The organism is Fusobacterium perfoetens ATCC 29250 (assembly GCF_000622245.1).
Classification (GTDB): Bacteria; Fusobacteriota; Fusobacteriia; order Fusobacteriales; family Fusobacteriaceae; genus Fusobacterium_B; species Fusobacterium_B perfoetens.
This window is the reverse complement of record NZ_JHXW01000012.1, coordinates 31138-53823: the sequence shown is the minus strand read 5'-3', so window position 1 is coordinate 53823 and position 22686 is coordinate 31138. Positions and strand designations below refer to the sequence as shown.

Sequence of the window (22686 nt, the reverse complement as noted above, 5' to 3'; positions counted from 1 at the left end):
AATTTTATTAATTTTCATCAAAATATCCTAATTCTTTTAAGAATGGTTTTTTCTTTCTCCAATCCTCTTTTACTTTTACATGTAAATCTAAGAAAATTTCTCTTCCTAATAATATTTCAATTTCTCTTCTAGCTTCTATTCCTATTTCTTTTAAAAGTTTTCCACCTTTACCAATTATTATTCCTTTTTGAGAATCTCTTTCAACATATATATTTATATTAAATAAATCTTTTCCTGTTTCTCTTTTTTCTACATTGATTATTTCTATAGCTATTGAATGTGGAACTTCATCTCTTGTTTTTAATAATATTTTTTCTCTTACTATTTCAGATATTATTCTATATACAGGCATATCAGTATACATATCTTCAGGATAATATTGTATTCCCTCTTCTAAGAATGGGTCTATAGTATTTAAAAGCTTTCCAAGTCCTATTCCATACTCTCCAGCAATTTCTACTATTCCATCAAATTCACCTAATTTTTCTACAACTTCTTTTCTTTTTTCAGCTAATTTTTCATCAGACAATTTATCTATCTTATTTATAACTAATATTCTTGGAGTTCTTTTAGCTTCTAAAACTTTCTCCATAACAAATTGGTCTCCTGTACTAATCTCTTGACTTCCATCTAGTACCATAAGAATTATATCTGCATCTTTTAAAATTTTTATAGCTGAATATGTCATATATTCACCTAAAAGATGTTTTGGTTTATGTATTCCTGGAGTATCAATAAAAATATATTGATTTCCAGCCATATTTAATATCCCTTTTATATTTTCTCTTGTTGTTCCTGCTTTATTTGAAACTATTGCCACTTTCTCACTTACTAATTTATTTATTAAAGTAGATTTTCCAACATTTGGTCTTCCTACAACAGCTATAAATCCTGCTCTCATAAAATTTACTCATCTCCTATTCCTATTGCAAAATATTCTTTTTTAATTTCATCAAAAATTTCTATCTCATCTAAATTATGATAATTATTTATTTTTTCTCTTTCATAATTACATCTATTTTTTATCATACTTGGAACTATATTTCTATCTAAATTAGCTTTTTTTACATATTTTAAAAAATTAGTTTTAAATTTTTGATTATCTAGTTCTCCAAATATAAATTTAGAATCAATATTATATCTTTCTATGTACTCTTTTAATTCTTTTGATAAATCTTCAGATAAATTTATTAAAACATATATATTTCTCTGTTTTACTAAAAAAAATCTATAATTATTTTCTTTTATTTGATTTAATTCTATTCCTAAAATATCTACTATCTTTAAGCCTGTTTCACTCAATAATTTAATAATAATTTTATCTCTATTACCAATTTTTGTATCTTCACAAACATCTATAATAGCTTTTAACTCTCTTTCCTCTATAAATTTTTTAACTTTTATATCTTTTCTACTTGTTGATATATTTTCTATTGGAGAGACTTTCAATAATTCTCTCTTTAATAAAAATTTATAAAAACTTTTAAGAGAAGTTATCTTTCTTATAACTGAATTTTCTGAATATTTTTCCTTTATATGTTGCAAATATTCTTCTAACTCATCTTGTGAAATTTCCAACAAATTATTATTTTTTATAAATTTTTGAAAATAATCTAAATCACTTTTATAAAAATTTATAGTATTTTCAGAAATAATATTTTCTTTTCTTAATTCTTCTAAAAAATATTTTACTAAATCCATATTATTCCTCATTCAATAACTCTTCTGCATGTTTTAACACAGAATCTGATATACTTTCTCCAGCTAACATACGAGCTATTTCATATATTCTTTCTTTATCTGATAATTTTTTTACTGATGTAAAAGTAGTTCCATTTTTTATATTTTTTTCAATATAATATTGTTCATGAGCTTTAGAAGCTATTGCTGGAGAATGAGTTATACATATAACTTGAGCATTTTTTCCAATCTCTTTAAGTTTTTCAGCAATTTTTCTTACTGTTTCCCCACCAACACCTGTATCAATCTCATCAAAAATAAGAATTGGAATATTGTCTACATGAGAGAATATAACTTTTAAAGCTAACATTATTCTACTTACCTCTCCACCAGAAGCAATTTTTTGTAGTGGTTTTGGTGGCTGTCCAATATTAGTAGTTATAAAAAACTCTATTGTGTCAGAACCATTTTTTGACATAATCTCTTTTTCTTCTAATTTTATATCTAATTTAGCATTTTTCATATTAAGAAAATCTAATTCTTTTCCTAAATTTTCTTCTATTTTCTTAATAAATTTTTTTCTCACTTCTCTCAACTGAAAAGCAGCATCCCAATAATCTTTTTTATATTTTTCTCTCTCTTTTTCTAATAAAGATGTTTGATAATTATTATCATCTAACGTTCTCAATTTACTACTTATATTTTCTGCAAATTCTAATATTTCTTCTATAGTAGAACCATATTTATTTTTTAATTTCTCTATAAGATTTAATCTTGATACTACCTCTTCTAATCTATGCTCATCTATTTCTATATCACTTTCTAATTGCTCTATAGTAGACACACAATCTTCTAAATCATAATAAACTCTTTCTATTTGCTCATAAATTTCTTCAAAATCTTTTCCATAATCCACTATTGCTTCTATTTGTTTTTTACAAGAGTATATTATATCCAAAGCATTTATCTCATCATTTTTTAATTGAAATTCAGAAATAGAAAGTTTTTCTTTTATTTTTCCAGCATTAAAAAGTAATTTATATTCATTTTCTAAATCAATATCTTCTCCTACTTTTAAATTTGCTTTTTCAATCTCATCTAATTGAAACTCATAGAATTCTTTTTTCTCTGCAGTTTCATTTTTTTCTTTTTCTATTTCTTTTATTTTTTCACAAACTTCACTATATTTCTCTAAAGAAAACTCTATTTTTTTTCTTATATCCACTGTTTCTTCTTCAATAAATTTATCTAAAAGTTTTATATGATTTTCTTTATTTAAAAGCATTTGATGAGAATGTTGTCCAACTATATCAACTAAAGATTTCATTACCTCTTTTAATCTAGTTCTAGGGACTCTAGCTCCATTTACATAAGATTTTTCTTTTCCTTGAGCATCTAAAGTTCTTCTGATTATAACCTCATCATTTTCTACTTCTATATCTAATTTTTCCAATTCATTTTTTTGTTCATTATTTACTTCAAAAACTCCCTGAGCTACAAGTTGTTTTTCTCCACTACGAAGCATATCTATTGAAGCTTTTTCTCCTAAAAGTAAATTTATTCCATTTAAAATAATTGATTTTCCTGCCCCTGTTTCTCCTGTAAGAGTTATTAATCCATCTCCAAATTCAAGATTTAGTTTTTCTATTATTGCTAAATTTTCAATTAATAATTCTCTTAACATAAATTATTGTCCCCCTACTCTCTATTTATTATAATGAAAATCAATCTCTTCAAAAAAATTTTTACAAATTATATTAGATTTTTCTTTTTTTAATTTTATATCTACTACTTCACTTATTTCTATTTTTTCTTTCGGTTCTATTAAAACCTTTCCATCTCTATCTACAACCATACTTTTTCCTATAAAAAAAGCATTTATAGATTCTGAATTAAAAATTATATTTTCTTCTCCTACTCTATTACATAGAATAATCGGAGTCAAATTTTCTATAGCTCGAATTGGTAAAATATTAGCAGTCGTTTCACCACCAAAATTTCCAAGTGCAACTAATATATCTGCTCCTTCTCTTATTTGTTCCCTTGAAATTTCAGGAAACCATAAATCAAAACAGATTTGAACTCCAATTTTTACTCCATCAACATCAAAAACTTTATTTTCTTTTCCACTTTCAAAAAAATTTTTTTCAAAATCAGAAAGATGTATTTTTTGATATTTTCCTATATATTTTCCTTTTGAAATAATTATCGCTGTATTATAAAATTTATCTTCTAATCTCTCTACTATCCCTAAAATCATAATACATTGAAATTTTTCAGATAATTTTTTTATTTTTTCTATTTCTTGGCTTTTTTCAATAATTATTCCCTTACTTTTTAATTCCTCTTTATTTTTAAAGAGATAACCACTTAAAGTTAATTCTGGCAACACAATTAAATCACACTTTAAATTTTCTAAATGCTTCTCTATGATATTAAAATTTATTTCAAAATTCTTTTTAACATCAAATTGTATAAACCCTACTTTCATTTAAAATAGATTATCTCCCCATTTTAATTTTTCTTTCAATACAGAATAATAATTTCTATCTTTTGGTAAAACTAAATTTAATTTTTTATTTGAATATTTTATTTCAATTTCATCTTCCATAGTTAATTTTTTAATAAAATCTCCATCTATCATTAAAAAATTATTTATATCACTATAATTAACTTTAGCTTTAATTATTTCATCAGAAGCTAAAATTATTGTTCTAGTTGATAAATTGTGTGGAGAAATTGGAGTTATTATAAAAGCATCTAATCTATATGATACTATTGGACCACCAGCTGATAAAGAATAAGCTGTAGAACCTGTTGGAGAAGCTATTATAACTCCATCTCCTATATATGTATTTACTTTTCCTTTATCTGTAAAAATATCTACAGACATTAATTTTTTATCCAATCTTCCTGTTGAAATAACTATTTCATTTAAAACATTGTAAATATCATTATTTATTTTTAACTCCAATAAACCTCTTTTACATATTTCATAGTCTTTGTTTAAATAGTTTTCACATATTTTTCTTGCTTCAATTTCTTTTATTTCAGTTAAAAATCCTAAGCTTCCAGCATTTATTGCAATAACAGGAATATTATCTTTTTTTATAATTTCTTTAGAGGCTCTAAGCAAAGTTCCATCTCCACCTATAACAATAGAAAAAGTTGCTTCCTGTATTTCATTAGGCAATAATAAAGTTACACCTTTTTCTTTTAAAAATTTTTTTAATTCGGTATAAATTTCTACTGCTTTAGCTTTATTTGAATTATAAAAAATAACACATTTTTCTCCCATAAATTTCTCCTAAAATTATAATACGTTTATTGGATTTATAGGTTTAAGATTTAATCTAACTTCATAATAAAGTACAGGTTTTCCATCCATTGCAAAACCTAAAACTCCTATATTTTCTCCTTGTTTTACTGTTTCATTTAATTTTACCTTAGTAGAAATTAAGTTTCCATAAACTCCTATTGTATTATATCCATAGTTTATCATTATAACTTTTCCAAGTCCTTGTATTTTTCCAGTATATATAACCTTTCCACCATGTGTAGCTTTTACTGGAGAACCTAACTTATCTAAAATTTCAACTCCATTACTTACTATATTTTTTGTTTTATTTTCTTTAAATTTAACAATTACTTTTCCACCAGGTAAAGGATTCACTCCTTTCCCAATACCTTTGATAGCTATACTATAATCTACTTTTTTATCTGTAGATACTTGTGCTTGTAATATTTTTTCTATTTCCTTTTGTATACGTTCTTTTTCTTTTTCTAAACTTGTAAGAGTTGATACATGTTTATTTCTTTCAGAATTTAATTTAGCTATAAGAATATTTTTTTCTTTTTCTTTACTACCTATATCTCTAATTTTTTTATTTAGACTATTTTTTAGTCCACTTAATTTTTTCTTTTCTTCTTCTATATCATAACTAACTAAAGCAATATCTTTTTTTACTTTTGAAATATGATTGATTTTCTTTACATCTTCATAAAGAATTTTTCCAAATTGTTTTCTTAACATTACCTCTTCTTCAAAAGAAAGGTTATTATTTTTTCTTCTACTCCAAGCTATAATTTTAGCACTAAATTCAGCTTTTTTTCTCTCTAATTCTTTTTGACTATAATTAAAATTTATATTACTATAATCAATTTTTTTTTCTGTTGCTATTATTTCTTCTTCTAATTTATTTTTCTCTCCATTTAATTTCAAAATATCTACTCTTAAATCTTCTATTTGCTCTTCTAAAGATTTCTTTTTAGTATCAATTTTTTTTATTTCTTGTTTTTTATTATTTATTTCTATATCAATCTTTTTTAATTTATCTGCCATGCTAACTCTAGTATTAGAATATCCCATAGAAAAAATTAATATATATATTAATAAAAATATTTTTTTCATTTATTAATTCTCCCATCTTTCTTTCACAGGAATTAACCAAATAAGTACAATTAAAATAATATTTGATATTATTTGTATTGGAGCTATTTGAAGTAAAGTTAATAATGAAGAAGATATATCATTTACTATAAACCAATTCCTACATAATATATATACATTAGAAAAAAACATCAAGCCTATTAATATTGCTAAAGTACATGGTAATAAATTTATTTGTTTTGTAGCTAATAAAAGATTCTTATGATATCCATTATTAATAAGAGAACCTACATAATCAATTTTAAATTGTAAAGAAGCAATAGTTACTACTACAAATATTAATGAAACTGCTCCTAAAGTAAAACTAGTCAATAAAAGCTCAAAAAATTTTATTTTTTTATTTACATTATCTGAATATGTTGTATCTAAAAAATATTCTTTAATTTCTTGAGTTGAATCTAATATCTCTTGAATTTTTTGAATATTATTGATACTTTTTACATATATTCTTAAAGAATCGGAAAGTGGATTATCCCCTTTTGGCAGTACTATTCCTAAATCTTTTTGTAAATTTTGAAAGGCTATATAACTATTAACATAGGTTACTTTTTTTATTTCAGGAACATTAAGTAATTTTATTTCTAATTCTTTCTTTTGTTCTTTAGATAAATTATTTTGTAATTCTGCTGATATAAAATCAATATTTCTTAAATTATTTATTTGACTATTTGCATTTAATATTCCAGAAATAAAAAAATTATAAATTATAGTAGCAAAAATAATACTTAAAAATACTTTAATCATTTCAAGTGAGATATATAGTTGTCTAGATTCTTTTTGCATATATTACCATCCTCATAAAATTCTATAAAATAATAATATAGAGGCAAAATATAAATATCTTGCCTCTATAATAAAAATTATAAATTCTCTTTTATTACAGAAATAAGTTTTTCAGAAGTTAACTCATATTTCTCTAAAAGTTCATTTCCAGTTCCACTTTGTCCAAATTTATCATAGATTCCAACTTTTTTAACTTTTGTTGGATGTACCTCTGATAAAAATTCTGATACTGCTGAACCTAATCCACCTATTACAGAATGTTCTTCTGCTGTAACGATAAATTTAGTTTCTTGAGCTGCTTTTAAAATAGTTTCTCCATCAAGTGGTTTTATTGTTCCTACATTGATTACTCTTACAGAAACTCCCTCTTTTTCTAATTCTTCAGCTGCTTTTAAAGCTTCATAAGTTAATAATCCTGTAGCTACTATTGTTACATCTTTTCCATCTTTTAAAGTATTAGCTACTCCTATTTGGAAATCATAATTTTCATCAAATATTACAGGAACTCCTAATCTTCCCATTCTGATATATACAGGTCCATCATACTCAGCTGCTGCAAAAATCATTTTTTTAGTTTCTACAGCATCAGCTGGAGATAATACTATCATTCCTGGTATACTTCTCATTAAAGCAATATCCTCTATTGATTGATGTGACCCTCCATCTTCTCCTACAGAAATTCCAGCATGAGTTGGAGCTATTTTTACATTTAATTTTGGATATGCTACTGTATTTCTAATTTGTTCAAAAGCACGTCCAGCCTCAAACATAGCAAATGTTGAAGCAAAAACCACTTTTCCACATGTAGCTAAACCAGCAGCTGTACCTATTAAATCAGCTTCAGCTATTCCTACATTAATGTGTCTTTCTGGAAATGCTTTTTTAAACATATTAGTTTTTGTTGACCCAGAAAGGTCAGCATCTAAAACTACTACATTTTTATTTATTTTACCAAGTTCAACTAAAGCTTCTCCATAAGCTTCTCTCGTTGCTTTTTTTATCATTCTTTTTCCTCCAAATAATATAAACTCAATTTATTTTTATTAATTGTTACAAGATAATTCTGCTAGAGCTTTTTCACACTCTTCTTTTGTTGGAGCTACTCCATGAAATCCACAAACATTTTCCATAAATGAAACTCCTTTTCCTTTTACTGTTCTTGCTACAACTAAAGTTGGTTTTCCTTTTACAGTTTTTGCTTCTTCAAGAGCATTTATAATTTGTTCAAAATTATGTCCATCTATTTCAATTACATGCCAACCAAATGCTCTCCATTTATCAGAAATTGGCTCTATGTTCATCACTTTATCAACATTTCCATCTATTTGAAGATTATTACAATCGATGAAAGCACATAAGTTATCTAATTTATAATGAGAGGCTGTCATAGCTGCTTCCCAAACTTGTCCTTCTTGAGTTTCTCCATCTCCCATTAACACATAAACTCTATAATCTATATTATAAATTTTAGAATTTAGTGCCATTCCATTAGCAACAGATAATCCTTGTCCTAATGAACCTGTAGAAATTTCTACTCCTGGAACTTTTTTCATATCAGGATGTCCTTGTAAAATAGAACCATATCTTCTAAGTGTTTTTAAAACTTCTTTATCAAAATATCCTCTCTCTGCTAGTACAGCATATAAAGCAGGTGCTGCATGTCCTTTTGATAAAACAAATCTGTCTCTATTTTCCATTTTTATATTTTTTGGGTCAATATTCATTTCATAAAAATATAATGTTGTTAAAATATCTGTAGCTGATAAAGACCCTCCTGGATGTCCAGATTTAGCTTCTGTAATCATATTAACAATATTTTTTCTGATTTCATTAGCTTTTGTTGATAAAAGATTAATATCCTTCATTTAAAATTTACCCCTTTCAAATATTAATAATATTATTATATTATTTTTTTACTTATTTTGTCAATTTCTTTAACCAAATTTGAGCTACTTTTAATCATTTTTTTCTCGAATTCTTTATATTTTACACTTCCTAACAAACAAAAAAATATTAAAAACAATAATAATGGTCTAACTATTTTTCCTTCTCTTTTTATATCTCTTATTATTTTTATTCCTGAAAAAATACCAAGAAGTATATATTCTTCAAATTCCTTAGTGGTATTTAAACATATAAACATAGATATTATTATAAAAATAAAAAAACTAAGTTTTGATATATTGGGACTAAGTTCTATTTTTAAAATTGGAATGTGTAACAAAGCTCCTCTTGACCAACCTTTTGGAAAAATATCAAAAATAAAATGTATTGCCATAGCCATTGAAAATCCACTTATAAAAACTCTAAGAAATTCACTTTTATCTATTTGATAAAATTGCAAAAATATCAATAAAATAATTGGACTATGTGTTATTATACTTCTATGTTTTAGATTTAATTGAAAATCCCAATCAGGAAATTTTATTCCTACATTGAAAGCTATAAATAGAATTATTATTTTATATAATGCAATCATATCAATTGAATGCAATAATTTTTCCACAGTATCACCTATATAATAATGTCTTTGTTTATATTTTACTATATTTTTTAAAAAAAATCATCAATTTATTTTTATAAATTATAAAATATATAAAAAATAAACCTTATTTCAACTATATAAGTCTAAAAATTAATATAATAATTTTTTAAGGAGGAAATATGTCAAATTTTTTATTATCCATTATTGGAGTATTTTTTTGTATATCACTAGTTTCTTTTAGTTGTACAGGAATAAGTATAAAAACTCAAGATAAAAATCTTATTCAAGGAAGAACTATAGAATATGGAGAATCTAATCTTAATAGTAAAATAGTTATTTCTCCAAAAGGAAAACAATATACATCCCTTACTCCAGATGGACAAGAAAATGGACTTAAATGGAATTCTAAATATGGTTTTGTTGGAGCTACTGTAGTTTTAGATAAATTTATTGGAGAGGGAATTAATGAAAAGGGATTAAATGCTGGATTATTTTACTTTCCTCATTATGGAAGTTTAGAAAGATATAATCAAAAATTTTCTAATGAATCTATTGCTGATATGGAATTAGTAGGTTGGATACTTTCAAGTTTTTCTTCTGTTGATGAAGTTATTGAAGGATTAAAGAATGTAAAAGTTGTGAATATTGGATTTGATGAAAAAGGAAATCCTCTTCCTACTGCTCATTGGAGAGTTGCTGACTCATCTGGAAAAAATATTGTTATTGAAATTATAAATAATGGAGAGGTTAAAATTTACGAAAATAAAGTAGGAGTTTTAACAAATTCTCCTGACTATCCTTGGCACGTAAAAAATTTAAATAATTATGTTAATCTTTATACTGGAAATGCTCCATCTTTTGAAGTTGATGAAGAAAAAATATTTTCTTTTGGAGCAGGAACAGGAGCTTTAGGTTTACCTGGAGATATTACTCCACCATCAAGATTTATAAGAGCATTTTTCTATCTAAATTCTATTGGTAATCCTGAAAATTCTCAACTTGCAGTAAATAAGGCTTTTCATATTTTAAATAACTTTGATATTCCTATTGAAGTAGAATTTCCTAAAGAATATAAAAATCATATTCCTAAAGATGTAATAAGTGCTACTCAATGGACTGCTGTAAGTGATTTAAATAATAAAGAGTTTTATTATAAAACTATGTACAATAGCCAAATAAGAAAAATTGATTTAAAGAAAATTGATTTTGAAAAAGTAAAATACCAAGTTTTAGATATGGATACAAATAAAGAAGAAAATATTTTAGAAATAAATGTTAAATAATTTTTATTAAAATATTTTTTATACAAAAAGACTATTACAAAATTGTAATAGTCTTTTTTATTATACCAATATTTCTATTTTTTTATTTTTATCAAAATTTTTAAATTGATTTTCAAATTTATAAATTCTATTTAAATTTTTTAAAGTTTTCTTTGTTATATCATTAGTTTTTCCAAATAAAACTAATCTTTTATCGAGTAAAATTTCTTCTTCGCAAGTTAAAAACATTATCCATTCTACATCTGACTTTATTTCTCTTACATATTCCTCTCTTAGTTTTTCATATTCTAAGTATTTTTGATTTTTACGAAGTTCTTCTATATTATCATTAAAATTTAAAAAATAGTTTTCCTCTAAATATCTTTTTTTCTCTTCTAAAAGGAAGTTGTATTTTTTGGTTTTTTCATAATTATTAATAAGAAATCCTTCATCAACAGTTGTAATTTTTTTATTTGCATAAGAAAAAATTCCTAAAATAAAAAATACTAAAAGTATTATTTTTTTCATAACTTCCCCTTTCTCTTTTTTATTCATTTACAAAAAAAGATATAGCTTTTTTATTATAAAGTCTTCTATCAGTAAACTTAAATCCCTCTTCATCTGCTACTAAATCTTCAAATACATGATGTTCACAAATAATAAGTCCATTCTTTTCTATTATATCAGCCTTTCTTATAGCTTTTAAAACTTTTCTACAAAGTTCCTCTTTATATGGAGGGTCCATAAATATTATATCAAATTTTTCGTTTTTCTTACCTAATATTTCTATAGCTCTTATCACATCATTTTTATAGGCTCTACATCTATTTTCAAAACCTAAATCATTTATATTTTCTATTATAATTTTTAAAGCTTCTGGGTCTTTTTCTATCATTATAGCTTTTTCAGCTCCTCTACTCAAAGCTTCTAAAGCAATATTTCCTGTTCCACTAAATAAATCTAAAAATCTACATCCCTCTATATAATTTTGAATTATAGAAAATAAAGATTCTTTCACATTTGCTAGTGTTGGTCTTGTGTCTGTTCCTTTTCTACTTTTTAATTTTCTTCCCTTTGCCTCTCCTGCTATTATTTTCAAAAATCTACCTCCTATAATTAATATATAAACATTGCATCTCCAAAACTAAAGAAATGATATTCTTTTTCAACTGCTTCTTTATATACTTTTAACATAAACTCTCTAGAACTAAAAGCTGAAACTAACATTAATAAAGTTGATTTTGGAAGATGAAAATTAGTAATAAGAGCATCTATCATTTTAAATTTATATCCAGGATAAATAAATATATCTGTATCAGCTACTTCTTCTAATAATTCTCCATTTTCATTAACTGCAGATTCTAAAGCCCTAACTGTTGTAGTTCCAACAGCTACTATTCTTCGTCCTTCTTGTTTTGCTTTATTTATAATCTCACAAGCTTCTTTAGGAATTTCAAATTTTTCTGTATGCATCTTATGTTGTAGTACATCTTCTACTTGGACAGGTCTAAAAGTTCCCAATCCAACTTCCAAATAAATATCTACTATTGTAATTCCCTTATTTTTTATTTTTTCTAACAATTCCTTTGTAAAATGAAGTCCAGCTGTAGGAGCAGCTACAGATTCTCCTCTTTTAGCATATACAGTTTGATATCTACTTTGGTCTTCTAATTTTTCAACTATATATGGTGGTAAAGGCATTTCTCCTAATTTATCTAAAACTTCTTCGAATACCCCTTCATAATAAAATTTTATTATTCTATTTCCATCATCTTTTATTTCTAATAATTCACCTATAAGTTCATTATTTTCACCTATATACACTTTTTGACCTAATTTTAATTTTTTAGCATGACCTATTAAACATTCCCAAGTATCTAAATCTTGTCTTTTTAGTAAAAATATCTCTAAAACTGCTCCTGTTTCTTTTCTTCCAATTAATCTAGCTGGAATAACTTTTGTAGAATTTCTTACTAAAATATCTCCCTCATTAAGATAATCTATTATATCATAAAAATGTTTATCCTCTGTAGTCATTGTTTTCTTATTAACAGCCATTAATCTCGAATGGTCTCTTGGCTCTGTTGGATGTTGTCCTATTAAATATTCAGGTAAATTATAATCATAATCTTTTAATAATGTAGACATTTTACTCCTTTCTACCTACCACTACTCTTTGGTTATCTCCATAATCTCTAATTACACCTTTTACATCATAACCATCTTTTTTCATTATTTCGCTTACTTCTTCACCTTGATTATACCCAATTTCAAAAGCTAGATATCCACCTTTCTTTAAATATTCAAAAGCTTCTTTTGATATTTTTTTATAAAAATAATATCCATCTCCATTATCAGTTAAAGCTAATCTAGGCTCATAATTTTTTACTTCTGGCATTAATTCTTTATATTCATCTATTGAAATATAAGGTGGATTAGAAACTATTAAATCAAAATCTTTTTCAGATATTTTTTCAAAAACATCTGATAAAATAAATTCTACATTAATAGTATTATTTAATTCTTTATTTTTATTAGCAATTTCTAAAGCTTCTGAACTTATATCTACACCTATTACTTTAGCATTAGGATATAATTTAGCTAAACTGATAGCTATTGCTCCACTTCCTGTTCCTATGTCTAAAATTTTTGGATTTTCTATCTCTTCTAATAAAAATTTGCACTCTTCTACTAATATTTCGGTATCTGGTCTTGGGATAAGTACTCTTTCATCTACTATAAAAGGTAATCCATAAAATTCCCATTCTTTTAATATATATTGAAGTGGTTCTCTTCTTTTCCCTCTTCTTATTAAAAATTCCCTTATTTTTTCCTTTTCTTCTTTTGTTATCTCTCTATTAAAATTTAACATGAGAGAATTTCTTTTTACATTTAAAACATATGCAAAAATATATTCAGTATCTATTCTGGCATTTTCTACACCAAATTTTTTTAAATATTGAATAGACTTACTTAAAATCTCAATATTTTCATTTTTATAATTTTTAGAAATCTCTATTTCATTTTTTTCTATTTCTTTTCTATCTTTTAATATTTCATCAAAAGTTTTTCTTTTTCTAGCCATTTCTTTTAAAAAAGATTTTATTTTTGTCTTTTCATCTTCTGTAAGTTCCATTTCAAAATTTGAATAAAGATTTACTCTTTCCATTTGAAGAACATATGAAATTAATTTTTCACTTTCTACCCTAGATTTTGAAAAGGAGTATTTTTCCAAATACTCCTTCGAAAAGTTTATTATTTCTAATAATTTCATAATTACCCCGCAATATTTTTTAACTTTTCAGCTTGGTCAAATGTTGTTAGGGCATCTATCATTTCTTCTAAATCTCCATCTAAGAAAGCTTCTAATTGATAAACAGTATATTTTATTCTATGGTCTGTTATTCTTCCTTGAGGGAAATTATATGTTCTTATTTTTTCAGATCTAGCTCCACTACCTACTTGTAATTTTCTTTCATTTTCAACTTGAGACCTTTGTTTTTCACATTCCATCTCATATAATTTTGAAAGTAAGTGTTTCATTGCTTTTTCTCTATTTTTTAATTGAGATCTTTCATCTTGACATTGTACTACTATTCCTGTAGGTAAATGAGTAATTCTAACAGCTGAGTCTGTCATGTTAACATGTTGTCCTCCAGCTCCACCAGATCTATAAGTATCTATTTTTAATTCTGAAGGGTTAATACTTTGAATTTGTTCTACCTCATCTACTTCTGGTAATACAGCAACTGTTGCTGTTGAAGTGTGAACTCTTCCAGCTGCTTCTGTTTCAGGAACTCTTTGTACTCTATGAACTCCAGATTCATATTTTAATTTAGAGTAAGCTCCTTGTCCACTGATTGAAAATACAACCTCTTTTACTCCACCTACTCCAATCTCTTGGAATTCTATTACATCTATTTTCCATCTTTTTCTTTCAGCATATCTTGTATACATTCTATATAAATCCCCAGCAAATAGAGCCGCTTCATCTCCTCCAGCTCCACCTCTGATTTCTATGATAACGTTTCTTTCATCATTAGGGTCTTTTGGAAGAAGTAAAATTCTTAATTCATTTTCTAATTCTGGTAACTTATTTTCTAATTCAGCCATTTCTTCATTCATCATAGCTTTCATTTCTGGGTCTTTTTCTGATTTTATATTTTCTTTTATAAAATCTAAATCTTCTTTATAAGTTTTATACTCATTATATTTTTCTACTATAGGAGTTATTTCGTTTAAAGCTTTATTGTACTCTATCATTTTTTTTGTGTCACTAGCTACTTCAACAGTTCCTAATAATGCTGTTAACTCTTCATGTCTTTTTACAACTTCGTCTAATTTTCCAAACATTTTTTTCTCCTTACCTTCTCTTATATTTAACTTATAAATTATATCATAAAAATTATTTAATTTCTATATATTTTTTATATATAACTTTTTTATTTTAACAAATGAAAAATTGACTTTTATTTATATTTTGTTTTATAATATAATGATTATTATTTTTATTTTAATAAGGAGATATTTATGAAAGGACAAGAAAAAAGTGATTTTTTAGGTTTAGTACCTTTTCTAATATTTATTTTAATATACCTTGGAACAGGTATTTTTCTTCACTTTAAAGGAGTAGATATGGCTTTTTATCAGCTTCCTTCTCCTGTAGCAATTTTTATTGGAATAATATCAGCTTTTATTATATTGAAAGAAAATTTTAATGATAAATTTGATAATTTCTTAAAAGGTTGTGGAAATGAAGATATTTTAATTATGTGTATTGTATATCTTTTAGCTGGAGCTTTTGCCAGTGTTTCAAAAGCTATGGGTGGAGTAGATTCTGCTGTTAATTTTGGACTCACTTTTATACCTCCTCAATATATAGCTGCTGGTATTTTTATTATTGCTGCCTTTATATCTACAGCTACTGGAACTTCTGTAGGAGCTATTGTTTCACTTGGTCCTATTGGAGTAGGATTAGCTGAAAAATCTGGAGTTTCTATGGCTCTTGTAATGGCTTCTTTAATTGGTGGAGCAATATTTGGAGATAATTTATCTGTTATTTCTGATACAACTATTGCAGCCACTAGAACTCAAGGAGTTGATATGAGAGATAAATTTAGAGTAAATATTATGATAGCTGCTCCTAGTGCTATAATTACTATTATCTTATTAATAATTTATGGTAGACCTGAAGTTATAGTTGAAGCTCAAAATTATACTTATAATTTTATAAAAATAATACCATATATTTTAGTTTTAGTTCTTTCATTAATAGGAATAAATGTATTTTTAGTTCTTACTTTTGGAATTATTAGTTCTGGAGTCATTGGTTTAATATATGGAGAATTTACTATTTTAAAATTAGCTAATGAAATTTATGGTGGTTTTATAAGTATGAATGAAATTTTCTTACTTTCTCTTCTTACAGGTGGATTAGCTCAACTTGTTAGAAATGCTGGTGGAATAAATTGGTTAATAGAAAAAATTCAATCTTTTATCAAAGGAAAAAAATCTGCCCTTTTAGGAATAGGTGTTTTAGTTGGAATTGTTGATATGGCTGTAGCTAACAATACTATTGCTATTATTATCAATGGACCTATTGCTAAAAAAATTAGTTATAAATATAAAGTTGACCCTAGAAAAACAGCTACTATTTTAGATATTTTTTCTTGTGTAGCTCAAGGAGTTATTCCTTATGGAGCTCAAATGTTAATATTAATTGGTTTTACTGAGGGAGCAATAAGTTTTTTTGATATTTTTCCATTTTTATGGTATCAAGGGCTTTTATTTATTTTAACAATTATTTCTATTTTCTTTCCTTTTGCTGATTTTTATGTAAATAAATATCCTTGGGATTTTGAAAATGAAAAATCTCTATAAAACTACAATAAAATATATTTGACAATATATATTTTCAGTAGTAAAATTTCTTAGATATAAAAATTAAATAAGGGGATGAAAAATTAATGGCCAATAATAAACAAATGAGTGAACTTGATATAAAAGTTAAAAATAATATGGAAAAAATAAAACATAAAATAGTTGTTATGAGTGGAAAAGGTGGAGTTGGAAAATCTACTATTTCTACTAATATAGCCTATGGTTTAGCTTTAAAAGGATATAAAGTTGGTATTTTAGACGCTGATATTCATGGACCTAACGTAGCCCTTATGTTAGGAAAAGAGGGAGTTAAAGCTACATCATTTGCTCCAATCTCTTTACTTGATGGAAATTTAAAAGTTATTTCTTTAAGTTTCTTTATAGGTTCTTCTGATGACCCTATTATTTGGAGAGGTCCAGCTAAAATAGGAGCTATACATCAATTTTTAGGAGATGTCCAATGGGGAGAATTAGACTATCTTGTAGTTGATTTACCACCAGGAACAGGTGATGAACCTTTAACAATAGCTCAATCTATTGGTAAAGCTGATGGTAGTGTTATTGTTACTACTCCTCAAGATGTATCTATTTTAGATTCAAGAAAATCTATAAAATTCTCAAAACTTATAAATCTTCCTATTTTAGGAATAGTTGAAAATATGAGTGGATTTGTTTGTCCTCATTGTGGAGAAAGAATAGATATATTTAAAACTGGTGGAGGAGAAAAAACTGCTAAAGAACTTAATGTAGAATTTTTAGGAAAAGTTCCTATGAATCCATCTATTGTTGTAGCTGGAGATTCTGGAGTTCCATATATAGGTTCTCAAGAAAAAAATGCTTCCCATGATGCTTTAGAATCTATTGTTAATAAATTAATAGAAAAAACTCAAAAATAATATTGACAATATATTTTTATTTTGCTATAATTTGAAATAGCTTAATAATTGGGATGTCGCCAAGCGGTAAGGCAACGGACTTTGACTCCGTTATGCGTTGGTTCGAATCCAGCCATCCCAGCCAATTTTAAATATAAACCTTTTAATCATTAATGATTAAAAGGTTTTTTTATAGCTTGATACTTCTTTATAAAAGGAGTATACTATAAAAAATATATTTTATTTTACTAAGGAGTTTTTTATGGGTAATTATGTTAATTTAAAAGAAAAAGCTTATGATATTATAAAAAATAAAATTATTAATCTTGATTTTCAACCTGGAGAATATTTAGAAGAAAAAAAATTAGGTGAACTTTTAGAAATAAGTAGAACTCCAATCAGAGAAGCATTATCTAGATTAGAAAATGAATTGTGGGTAAAAAATATGCCTCGCAAAGGTATTTTTGTTACAGAAGTAGATGAACATCTTTTAAATGATATTTTTGAAGTAAGAATACACTTTGAACCTGCTGTTTTAGAAATAGCTTTTTCCAACCTTTCTTCTGTTAAATTACAATTATTTAAAAGTAGATTTGAAGCTTATGAAAATTGTGACCAAAGTGAAAGAGATAAATTAGATAATGATTTTCATTTATATATTTTTAATTCTGTTGATAATATTTTTGTTAAAAATATGTTAAATACAACTTTTGAGCATTTAGTTAGAGTTAGAAGATTGTCTTTTGATAAAAAAAGTAAAGAAAGAATTGCTGAGTCAAATAAAGAACATATTGGAATCATTGATTTAATCTTAGCTGGGAAAAAAGAAGAATCTGTTAAAGCATTTAGAAATCATTTAGAAAAATCTTATAAATATTATTTAGAAATTTTATTTTAATTAAGGTGAATTTATGTTTTCTGATATCTCAATAGAAAGTCTAATTATTTTAATTATTTTATGTTTTTTAGCTTCTTTTGTTGATGCAATTGCTGGTGGTGGTGGACTTATAAGTCTTCCTGCTTATATTTCTGCTGGATTCCCTATCCATTTAGTTATGGGAACACATAAATTTTCTGCTACATTATCTACTTTAGGTAGTAGTGTTGGTTTCTTTAGACATGGAAAATTAAATTTTAATATCTTAAAATATTTAGTTCCTTTTCATTTAATAGGTGCATGTTTAGGAGTTTATATTCTTAATAAGATAGATGAAAATTTCTTAGAACCTATTATTATTTTTCTTTTAATTTTAATACTAATTTATACTATTGTTAACAAAGAAATAGGATTAAAAAATAATTTTACTAAAACAACTTTAAAATCTACAATATTAGGTTCTATGGCATCTTTTATATTAGGATTTTATATAGGATTTTTTGGACCTGGTGGTGGTTCCTTTCTATTATTTGCTTTTATTAAAATTTATGGAATGGATTTTATACTTTCTAGTGGAAATGCAAAAATTTTAAATTTAGTTAGTAATCTTTCTAGTTTAATTATGTTTATTTATTATGGAAAAGTTAATTATATTTATGGATTTACAGTTGGATTTTTTATGTTTCTAGGTGGACAATTAGGAACTAAATTTGCTATAAAAAAAGGAAGTAAACTTATAAAACCTTTTTTCATTGTGGTCACTACTATTACACTTTTAAAAATAATCATTGAGAAATTTTTTTAAGAATATTTCATAAAAAACACTCTTTCAAATTAAAGAGTGTTTTTTTATTTTTATGATTTTGGTTTAAATATAAATTCTTTTACAAAATAAACTTTTAATTTTTTTCCTCCATAAGTTATTGGTTTAAATTTCCATTTTTTTAAAGCTTGCATTACCTCTTTATCAAATCCAAATTTCTCATGAGATTTTAAAATTTCAATTTTCTCAACTCTTCCATCTAATCCAACAAGAAATCTAGTTTCAACAATAACTGTTTTATTATATCTGATAACTTCTGCTTGACGTGGATAATTAGGGTCTATTTGATTTAAAATTTCAAAATTAATTCCTTTAGCTGATAAAGCTGTGTAGCTTCCATCAGAATTAGCTACAAAGTTTCCATTCTTAGTTAAAACTTCATCTATACTTTCTTTTTTATTTTCCTCTTTAACTAAATTTTTATGTGGTTGTTTTTTATTCTGATTATTTTGAGATTTTTTTATTTCCTTATTTTCAGTTATTTTTTTTTCAACTTTTTTTTCAGTATTTTTTTTCATTTTACTTTTAAATTCATCTTGAGGCTTTTTTATTTCTTTTTCTTCTATTTTTTTATTGGTTTCTTCTACTACTTTAGGCTGTTTTATCTCGCTTCCTTTCACTTTTTTTATATTATCTATTCGTTCAGGTAGATTTCTAGAATTATATGATATTGGAATAGATATTTTTCTTGAAATATCGGGATTTCCTAAAGTATTTACATGTTTGTAATAGGGAATAATCAATAAAATATGAAAGATTATTGAAAGTAATATGTATTTCATTTTCTACTCCTTAATTATTCATAAAAATTTATTCCTAAATTTTCTATTCCCTGCTTTTTTATTTTTGTAATAGTATCCATAACAACTTGATATTTTAGTTCTTTATCTGCTGTTACAGAAACTGAATCAACCCCATTTAATAAATCTCCTAAATTATCAATATCTATAGGAAGTGTTTTTCCATTTTTTATTGCAAAATAACTTCCATTTTTATCAATAACAATCTCTAAAGGTAATTTTTTATCAGGACTTTCTATATTAGCTGTCGGGACATCTATATCTATTTGTCCATATTTATCAAAAGTTGTTGTAACCATAAAAAATATTAAAAGTAAAAAAACTACATCTATTAATGGAGTTAAGTCAACAGCAAGAATATTTTTATTTTTTCTATACTTCCCCATAAACTCCTCCTAATTTTTTCTTATTATATTTATTATATTTGTTGTTATTTTATCAATATCACTTTCAACCTCTTCTACTCTTTTATTTAAAAGATTATAAATAACAATGGCTGGAATAGCTATTGTAAGCCCGGCAGCTGTAGTAAGTAAAGCCTCTGATATTCCATCAGCTACTACTTTAGGGTCTCCAGCTCCTAATAAAGCAAGATTTGTAAAAGCATGAATCATTCCTGTAACTGTACCTAAAAGTCCAATCATTGGAGCTGTGTGAGCTATTATTCCAAGTAAATATAATCTTTTTTCAAGTGGACTTATCCTCTCTAAAGCTATTTCTTTTATTAATTGGTCAAAATGATGAAAATCTCCATTGGCATTATGACGAACTAAAAATTCTTTTATAGTTGCCCCAACAGTATTTTTTTCATCATCACACAATAAACAAGCTTTTTCTAAATTATTATTAGATACAGCTAAAATAATATTTGATTTAAAATTCTTACTCAAACATCTCTCATGTAAAAAGAAAAATAATACCCTTTCTATAATTATAGCAAGAGAAATAATTGATAAAATTAGAAGAATCCACATTAATGGTCCTCCAACTTTAAGATAATGATACATAACTGAAAACCTCCAATATATAAATTTTAAATTATTTGTTTTTTATTTTTATCAAAATATTTATAATATCAGCAATAATACTATTTCCCCAAAATATTCCATCTAAAGTATAAGTGAAATATTCTTTTTCTAAAATTATTAAATTTTTATTTTGAAATTCTTTTAATCTTTCAAAAATAATATTAAAATTTTCTTTAGAATATTCTTCTATCTCTTTTAAAGATACTTGAGGATATTGCATAATACCTGCTATTTTCTTTAAAGAATATTTGAATATATTATCTTTTCCATAAAAAGTAATCAACTTATTCAAATGAAAACACTCTACATTTTCCATTCTTCCACCTGCTCCTACACCAATAGGAATTAAATTATCTAAGTTATTAACATTTTTTATATATTTATATTTATCTTTCCCATTGGTAATTTTAGTATGTTCTAAAAGATAATATCCATTCTTTAAAGTTATTTCTAAAAATTTATCATGCAATATTTTGTCTTTTTCTAAATTATATGTATAAAAATTACTATTATCTTTTCTTAGTTTAGAAATTTTAGACCCTTCTTGCACCATCAATGAATAAAAACTACAACTATCTAAATTTAATTCACATAATATTTTTGCATCTTCTTCAATTTCTTCTAAAGTTTCATTAGGATAATTATAAATAATATCTATACAAATAAGTCCACTAAAATTTTCTCTTAGAAATTTTAATCTTTTTATAATTTCATCTTTTTCATAAGTTCTATTCAAAATTTTTCTTCCTCTATTAGAAAAAGTTTGAATTCCTATACTCAATCTATTAACACCATAATTTTGTAAAATTTCTATTTTTTTAGGTGTTAAATTGTGGAGGGTAGTCTCAAAAGTAAATTCATAATCTTTAGTCAAAATAAAATTTTCTCTTAAGGCTTTTAGAATCTTTTCCAATTCTTTTTCTTTATAAATTGTAGGAGTTCCTCCACCAAAAAAAATAGTAGATATATGTTTTTCTTTTGGATAAAGTTTTTTTCCATATTTTTCAAATTCTCTACAAAGGTAATCAGCATAACTATCTAAACTACTATCTACCTGTTTTCTGTTCATATTACAAAAAGAACAAATTTTATCACAATAAGGAGTGTGTACATAAATTCCCAACTCCCTAAAGTTATTTTTATCATTTAAAACTTTTTCAAAAGTAAAGTTTGTAGAAAGACCTCTTCCTAATGAACTATTAATAATATTTAAAACATCATGATGAGATTTATATCTTATATTAAACATAATAACTCCTAATTTTCTTTGTTTTCTTTTAAAGTTTTTAAACTTAAGATATGATAAGTAACTCCTAAAAATACAACTATCAAAAATATTCTTAAATGAATTTGGTTAACTTTATATATAGAAAAAGAGATACTAATACTAAGTATTAAAAGAACATTTATTTTATTTTTTAAAGTGATTCCTTTTTTCTCATGATAATCCCTTATATATTTTCCAAAAATTTTATTTTCTAATATAAAATTATGAAATCTTTTAGAAGATTTCCCAAAACAAAATAAACTGAATAATAAAAAGGGAGTTGTAGGTAATAAAGGTAAAAATATACCAACTGTTCCAAGGATTATAGAAATTAATCCCAAAATAAAAAAAATACTTTTTTTCAATAAAATCAACAACTTTATTTTGAATCTCAAATTATAATAGCACTTTTCAAAATTAAAGTCAATCAAAAAAAATAAAATAAAAATATTTTATTAAAAAAATTTTGACATACA

Annotated in this window: 25 protein-coding genes and 1 tRNA gene; 6 read left to right on the top strand and 20 right to left on the bottom strand. The window is 24.9% G+C overall.

Features of this window, described 5'->3' with window-relative positions; all coding sequences use genetic code 11:
* Nucleotides 1-7: 7 nt before the first annotated feature.
* The 10 genes from era to T364_RS0105450 form a co-directional block, all read right to left on the bottom strand.
* A complete protein-coding gene (era, locus tag T364_RS0105495; protein ID WP_027128687.1) occupies nt 8-901 on the bottom strand; it encodes a GTPase Era in 894 nt (297 codons plus the stop codon).
* 5 nt (nt 902-906) lie between these two features.
* A complete protein-coding gene (locus tag T364_RS0105490; RefSeq protein WP_027128686.1) occupies nt 907-1701 on the bottom strand; it encodes a tyrosine-type recombinase/integrase in 795 nt (264 codons plus the stop codon).
* Nucleotide 1702: 1 nt separating this feature from the next.
* The gene (recN, locus tag T364_RS0105485) at nt 1703-3364 is read right to left on the bottom strand and encodes a DNA repair protein RecN (protein WP_027128685.1); all 1662 of its coding nucleotides are present in this window, start codon (nt 3362-3364) and stop codon (nt 1703-1705) included.
* Nucleotides 3365-3385: 21 nt separating this feature from the next.
* Nucleotides 3386-4171, bottom strand: coding sequence for a carbon-nitrogen hydrolase family protein (locus T364_RS0105480; RefSeq protein ID WP_027128684.1), 786 nt, complete (start codon nt 4169-4171; stop codon nt 3386-3388).
* A complete protein-coding gene (locus T364_RS0105475; RefSeq protein ID WP_027128683.1) occupies nt 4172-4978 on the bottom strand; it encodes an NAD(+)/NADH kinase in 807 nt (268 codons plus the stop codon). It abuts the gene before it with no gap.
* 15 nt (nt 4979-4993) lie between these two features.
* A complete protein-coding gene (locus tag T364_RS0105470) occupies nt 4994-6091 on the bottom strand; it encodes a murein hydrolase activator EnvC family protein (RefSeq protein ID WP_027128682.1) in 1098 nt (365 codons plus the stop codon).
* A gap of 3 nt (nt 6092-6094) precedes the next feature.
* Nucleotides 6095-6913: a permease-like cell division protein FtsX gene (locus T364_RS0105465; RefSeq protein WP_027128681.1), complete on the bottom strand. Its 819-nt coding sequence runs from the start codon at nt 6911-6913 to the stop codon at nt 6095-6097.
* Nucleotides 6914-6990: 77 nt separating this feature from the next.
* Entirely contained in the window at nt 6991-7917 is a 927-nt protein-coding gene (locus T364_RS0105460) for a transketolase family protein (protein ID WP_027128680.1), read from the bottom strand.
* A gap of 39 nt (nt 7918-7956) precedes the next feature.
* On the bottom strand, nt 7957-8778 hold the full coding sequence (locus T364_RS0105455; RefSeq protein ID WP_027128679.1) for a transketolase: 822 nt from the start codon (nt 8776-8778) through the stop codon (nt 7957-7959).
* A gap of 35 nt (nt 8779-8813) precedes the next feature.
* On the bottom strand, nt 8814-9419 hold the full coding sequence (locus T364_RS0105450) for a hypothetical protein (protein WP_027128678.1): 606 nt from the start codon (nt 9417-9419) through the stop codon (nt 8814-8816).
* 158 nt (nt 9420-9577) lie between these two features.
* Here T364_RS0105450 and T364_RS0105445 point away from each other — a divergent pair, with 158 nt between their 5' ends.
* The gene (locus T364_RS0105445; protein WP_035945424.1) at nt 9578-10681 is read left to right on the top strand and encodes a linear amide C-N hydrolase; all 1104 of its coding nucleotides are present in this window, start codon (nt 9578-9580) and stop codon (nt 10679-10681) included.
* Between the two features lie 60 nt (nt 10682-10741).
* On the opposite strand, the gene T364_RS0105440 is transcribed toward T364_RS0105445, so the two are convergent.
* From T364_RS0105440 to prfA, 5 genes are read right to left on the bottom strand one after another with little or no spacing between them, the layout of a single operon-like run.
* The gene (locus T364_RS0105440; protein ID WP_147386028.1) at nt 10742-11188 is read right to left on the bottom strand and encodes a hypothetical protein; all 447 of its coding nucleotides are present in this window, start codon (nt 11186-11188) and stop codon (nt 10742-10744) included.
* Between the two features lie 19 nt (nt 11189-11207).
* Nucleotides 11208-11759: a 16S rRNA (guanine(966)-N(2))-methyltransferase RsmD gene (gene rsmD, locus T364_RS0105435; protein WP_027128675.1), complete on the bottom strand. Its 552-nt coding sequence runs from the start codon at nt 11757-11759 to the stop codon at nt 11208-11210.
* Between the two features lie 17 nt (nt 11760-11776).
* Nucleotides 11777-12808 (bottom strand): tRNA preQ1(34) S-adenosylmethionine ribosyltransferase-isomerase QueA, encoded by a 1032-nt coding sequence (gene queA / locus T364_RS0105430; protein WP_027128674.1) that lies wholly within the window; start codon nt 12806-12808, stop codon nt 11777-11779.
* Between the two features lies 1 nt (nt 12809).
* Nucleotides 12810-13934, bottom strand: a complete 1125-nt coding sequence (prmC, locus tag T364_RS0105425) for a peptide chain release factor N(5)-glutamine methyltransferase (RefSeq protein ID WP_027128673.1) — start codon at nt 13932-13934, stop codon at nt 12810-12812.
* 2 nt (nt 13935-13936) lie between these two features.
* Nucleotides 13937-15013, bottom strand: coding sequence for a peptide chain release factor 1 (gene prfA, locus T364_RS0105420; protein ID WP_027128672.1), 1077 nt, complete (start codon nt 15011-15013; stop codon nt 13937-13939).
* Between the two features lie 177 nt (nt 15014-15190).
* Here prfA and T364_RS0105415 point away from each other — a divergent pair, with 177 nt between their 5' ends.
* The 5 genes from T364_RS0105415 (at nt 15191) to T364_RS0105395 (ending at nt 19097) form a co-directional block, all read left to right on the top strand.
* Nucleotides 15191-16540, top strand: coding sequence for a Na+/H+ antiporter NhaC family protein (locus T364_RS0105415; protein WP_027128671.1), 1350 nt, complete (start codon nt 15191-15193; stop codon nt 16538-16540).
* Between the two features lie 86 nt (nt 16541-16626).
* A complete protein-coding gene (locus tag T364_RS0105410) occupies nt 16627-17436 on the top strand; it encodes an Mrp/NBP35 family ATP-binding protein (protein ID WP_027128670.1) in 810 nt (269 codons plus the stop codon).
* Nucleotides 17437-17485: 49 nt separating this feature from the next.
* Nucleotides 17486-17560: transfer RNA gene (locus tag T364_RS0105405), tRNA-Gln, on the top strand.
* Between the two features lie 117 nt (nt 17561-17677).
* Nucleotides 17678-18313, top strand: coding sequence for a GntR family transcriptional regulator (locus T364_RS10560; protein ID WP_051532662.1), 636 nt, complete (start codon nt 17678-17680; stop codon nt 18311-18313).
* Nucleotides 18314-18326: 13 nt separating this feature from the next.
* Nucleotides 18327-19097, top strand: coding sequence for a sulfite exporter TauE/SafE family protein (locus tag T364_RS0105395; RefSeq protein WP_027128669.1), 771 nt, complete (start codon nt 18327-18329; stop codon nt 19095-19097).
* A 50-nt stretch (nt 19098-19147) separates the two neighbouring features.
* Here T364_RS0105395 and T364_RS0105390 read toward each other — a convergent pair whose 3' ends face one another.
* The 5 genes from T364_RS0105390 to T364_RS0105370 are packed head-to-tail and all read right to left on the bottom strand — an operon-like array spanning nt 19148 to nt 22587.
* Nucleotides 19148-19897, bottom strand: coding sequence for an energy transducer TonB (locus T364_RS0105390; RefSeq protein WP_027128668.1), 750 nt, complete (start codon nt 19895-19897; stop codon nt 19148-19150).
* Between the two features lie 14 nt (nt 19898-19911).
* Complete coding sequence (locus T364_RS0105385; protein ID WP_027128667.1) at nt 19912-20301, bottom strand: ExbD/TolR family protein; 390 nt, start codon at nt 20299-20301, stop codon at nt 19912-19914.
* Between the two features lie 9 nt (nt 20302-20310).
* Nucleotides 20311-20922, bottom strand: a complete 612-nt coding sequence (locus tag T364_RS0105380; RefSeq protein ID WP_027128666.1) for a MotA/TolQ/ExbB proton channel family protein — start codon at nt 20920-20922, stop codon at nt 20311-20313.
* Between the two features lie 31 nt (nt 20923-20953).
* Nucleotides 20954-22192 (bottom strand): coproporphyrinogen-III oxidase family protein, encoded by a 1239-nt coding sequence (locus tag T364_RS0105375; protein ID WP_027128665.1) that lies wholly within the window; start codon nt 22190-22192, stop codon nt 20954-20956.
* Between the two features lie 8 nt (nt 22193-22200).
* Entirely contained in the window at nt 22201-22587 is a 387-nt protein-coding gene (locus T364_RS0105370) for a YbaN family protein (protein ID WP_035945422.1), read from the bottom strand.
* Nucleotides 22588-22686: the final 99 nt, after the last annotated feature.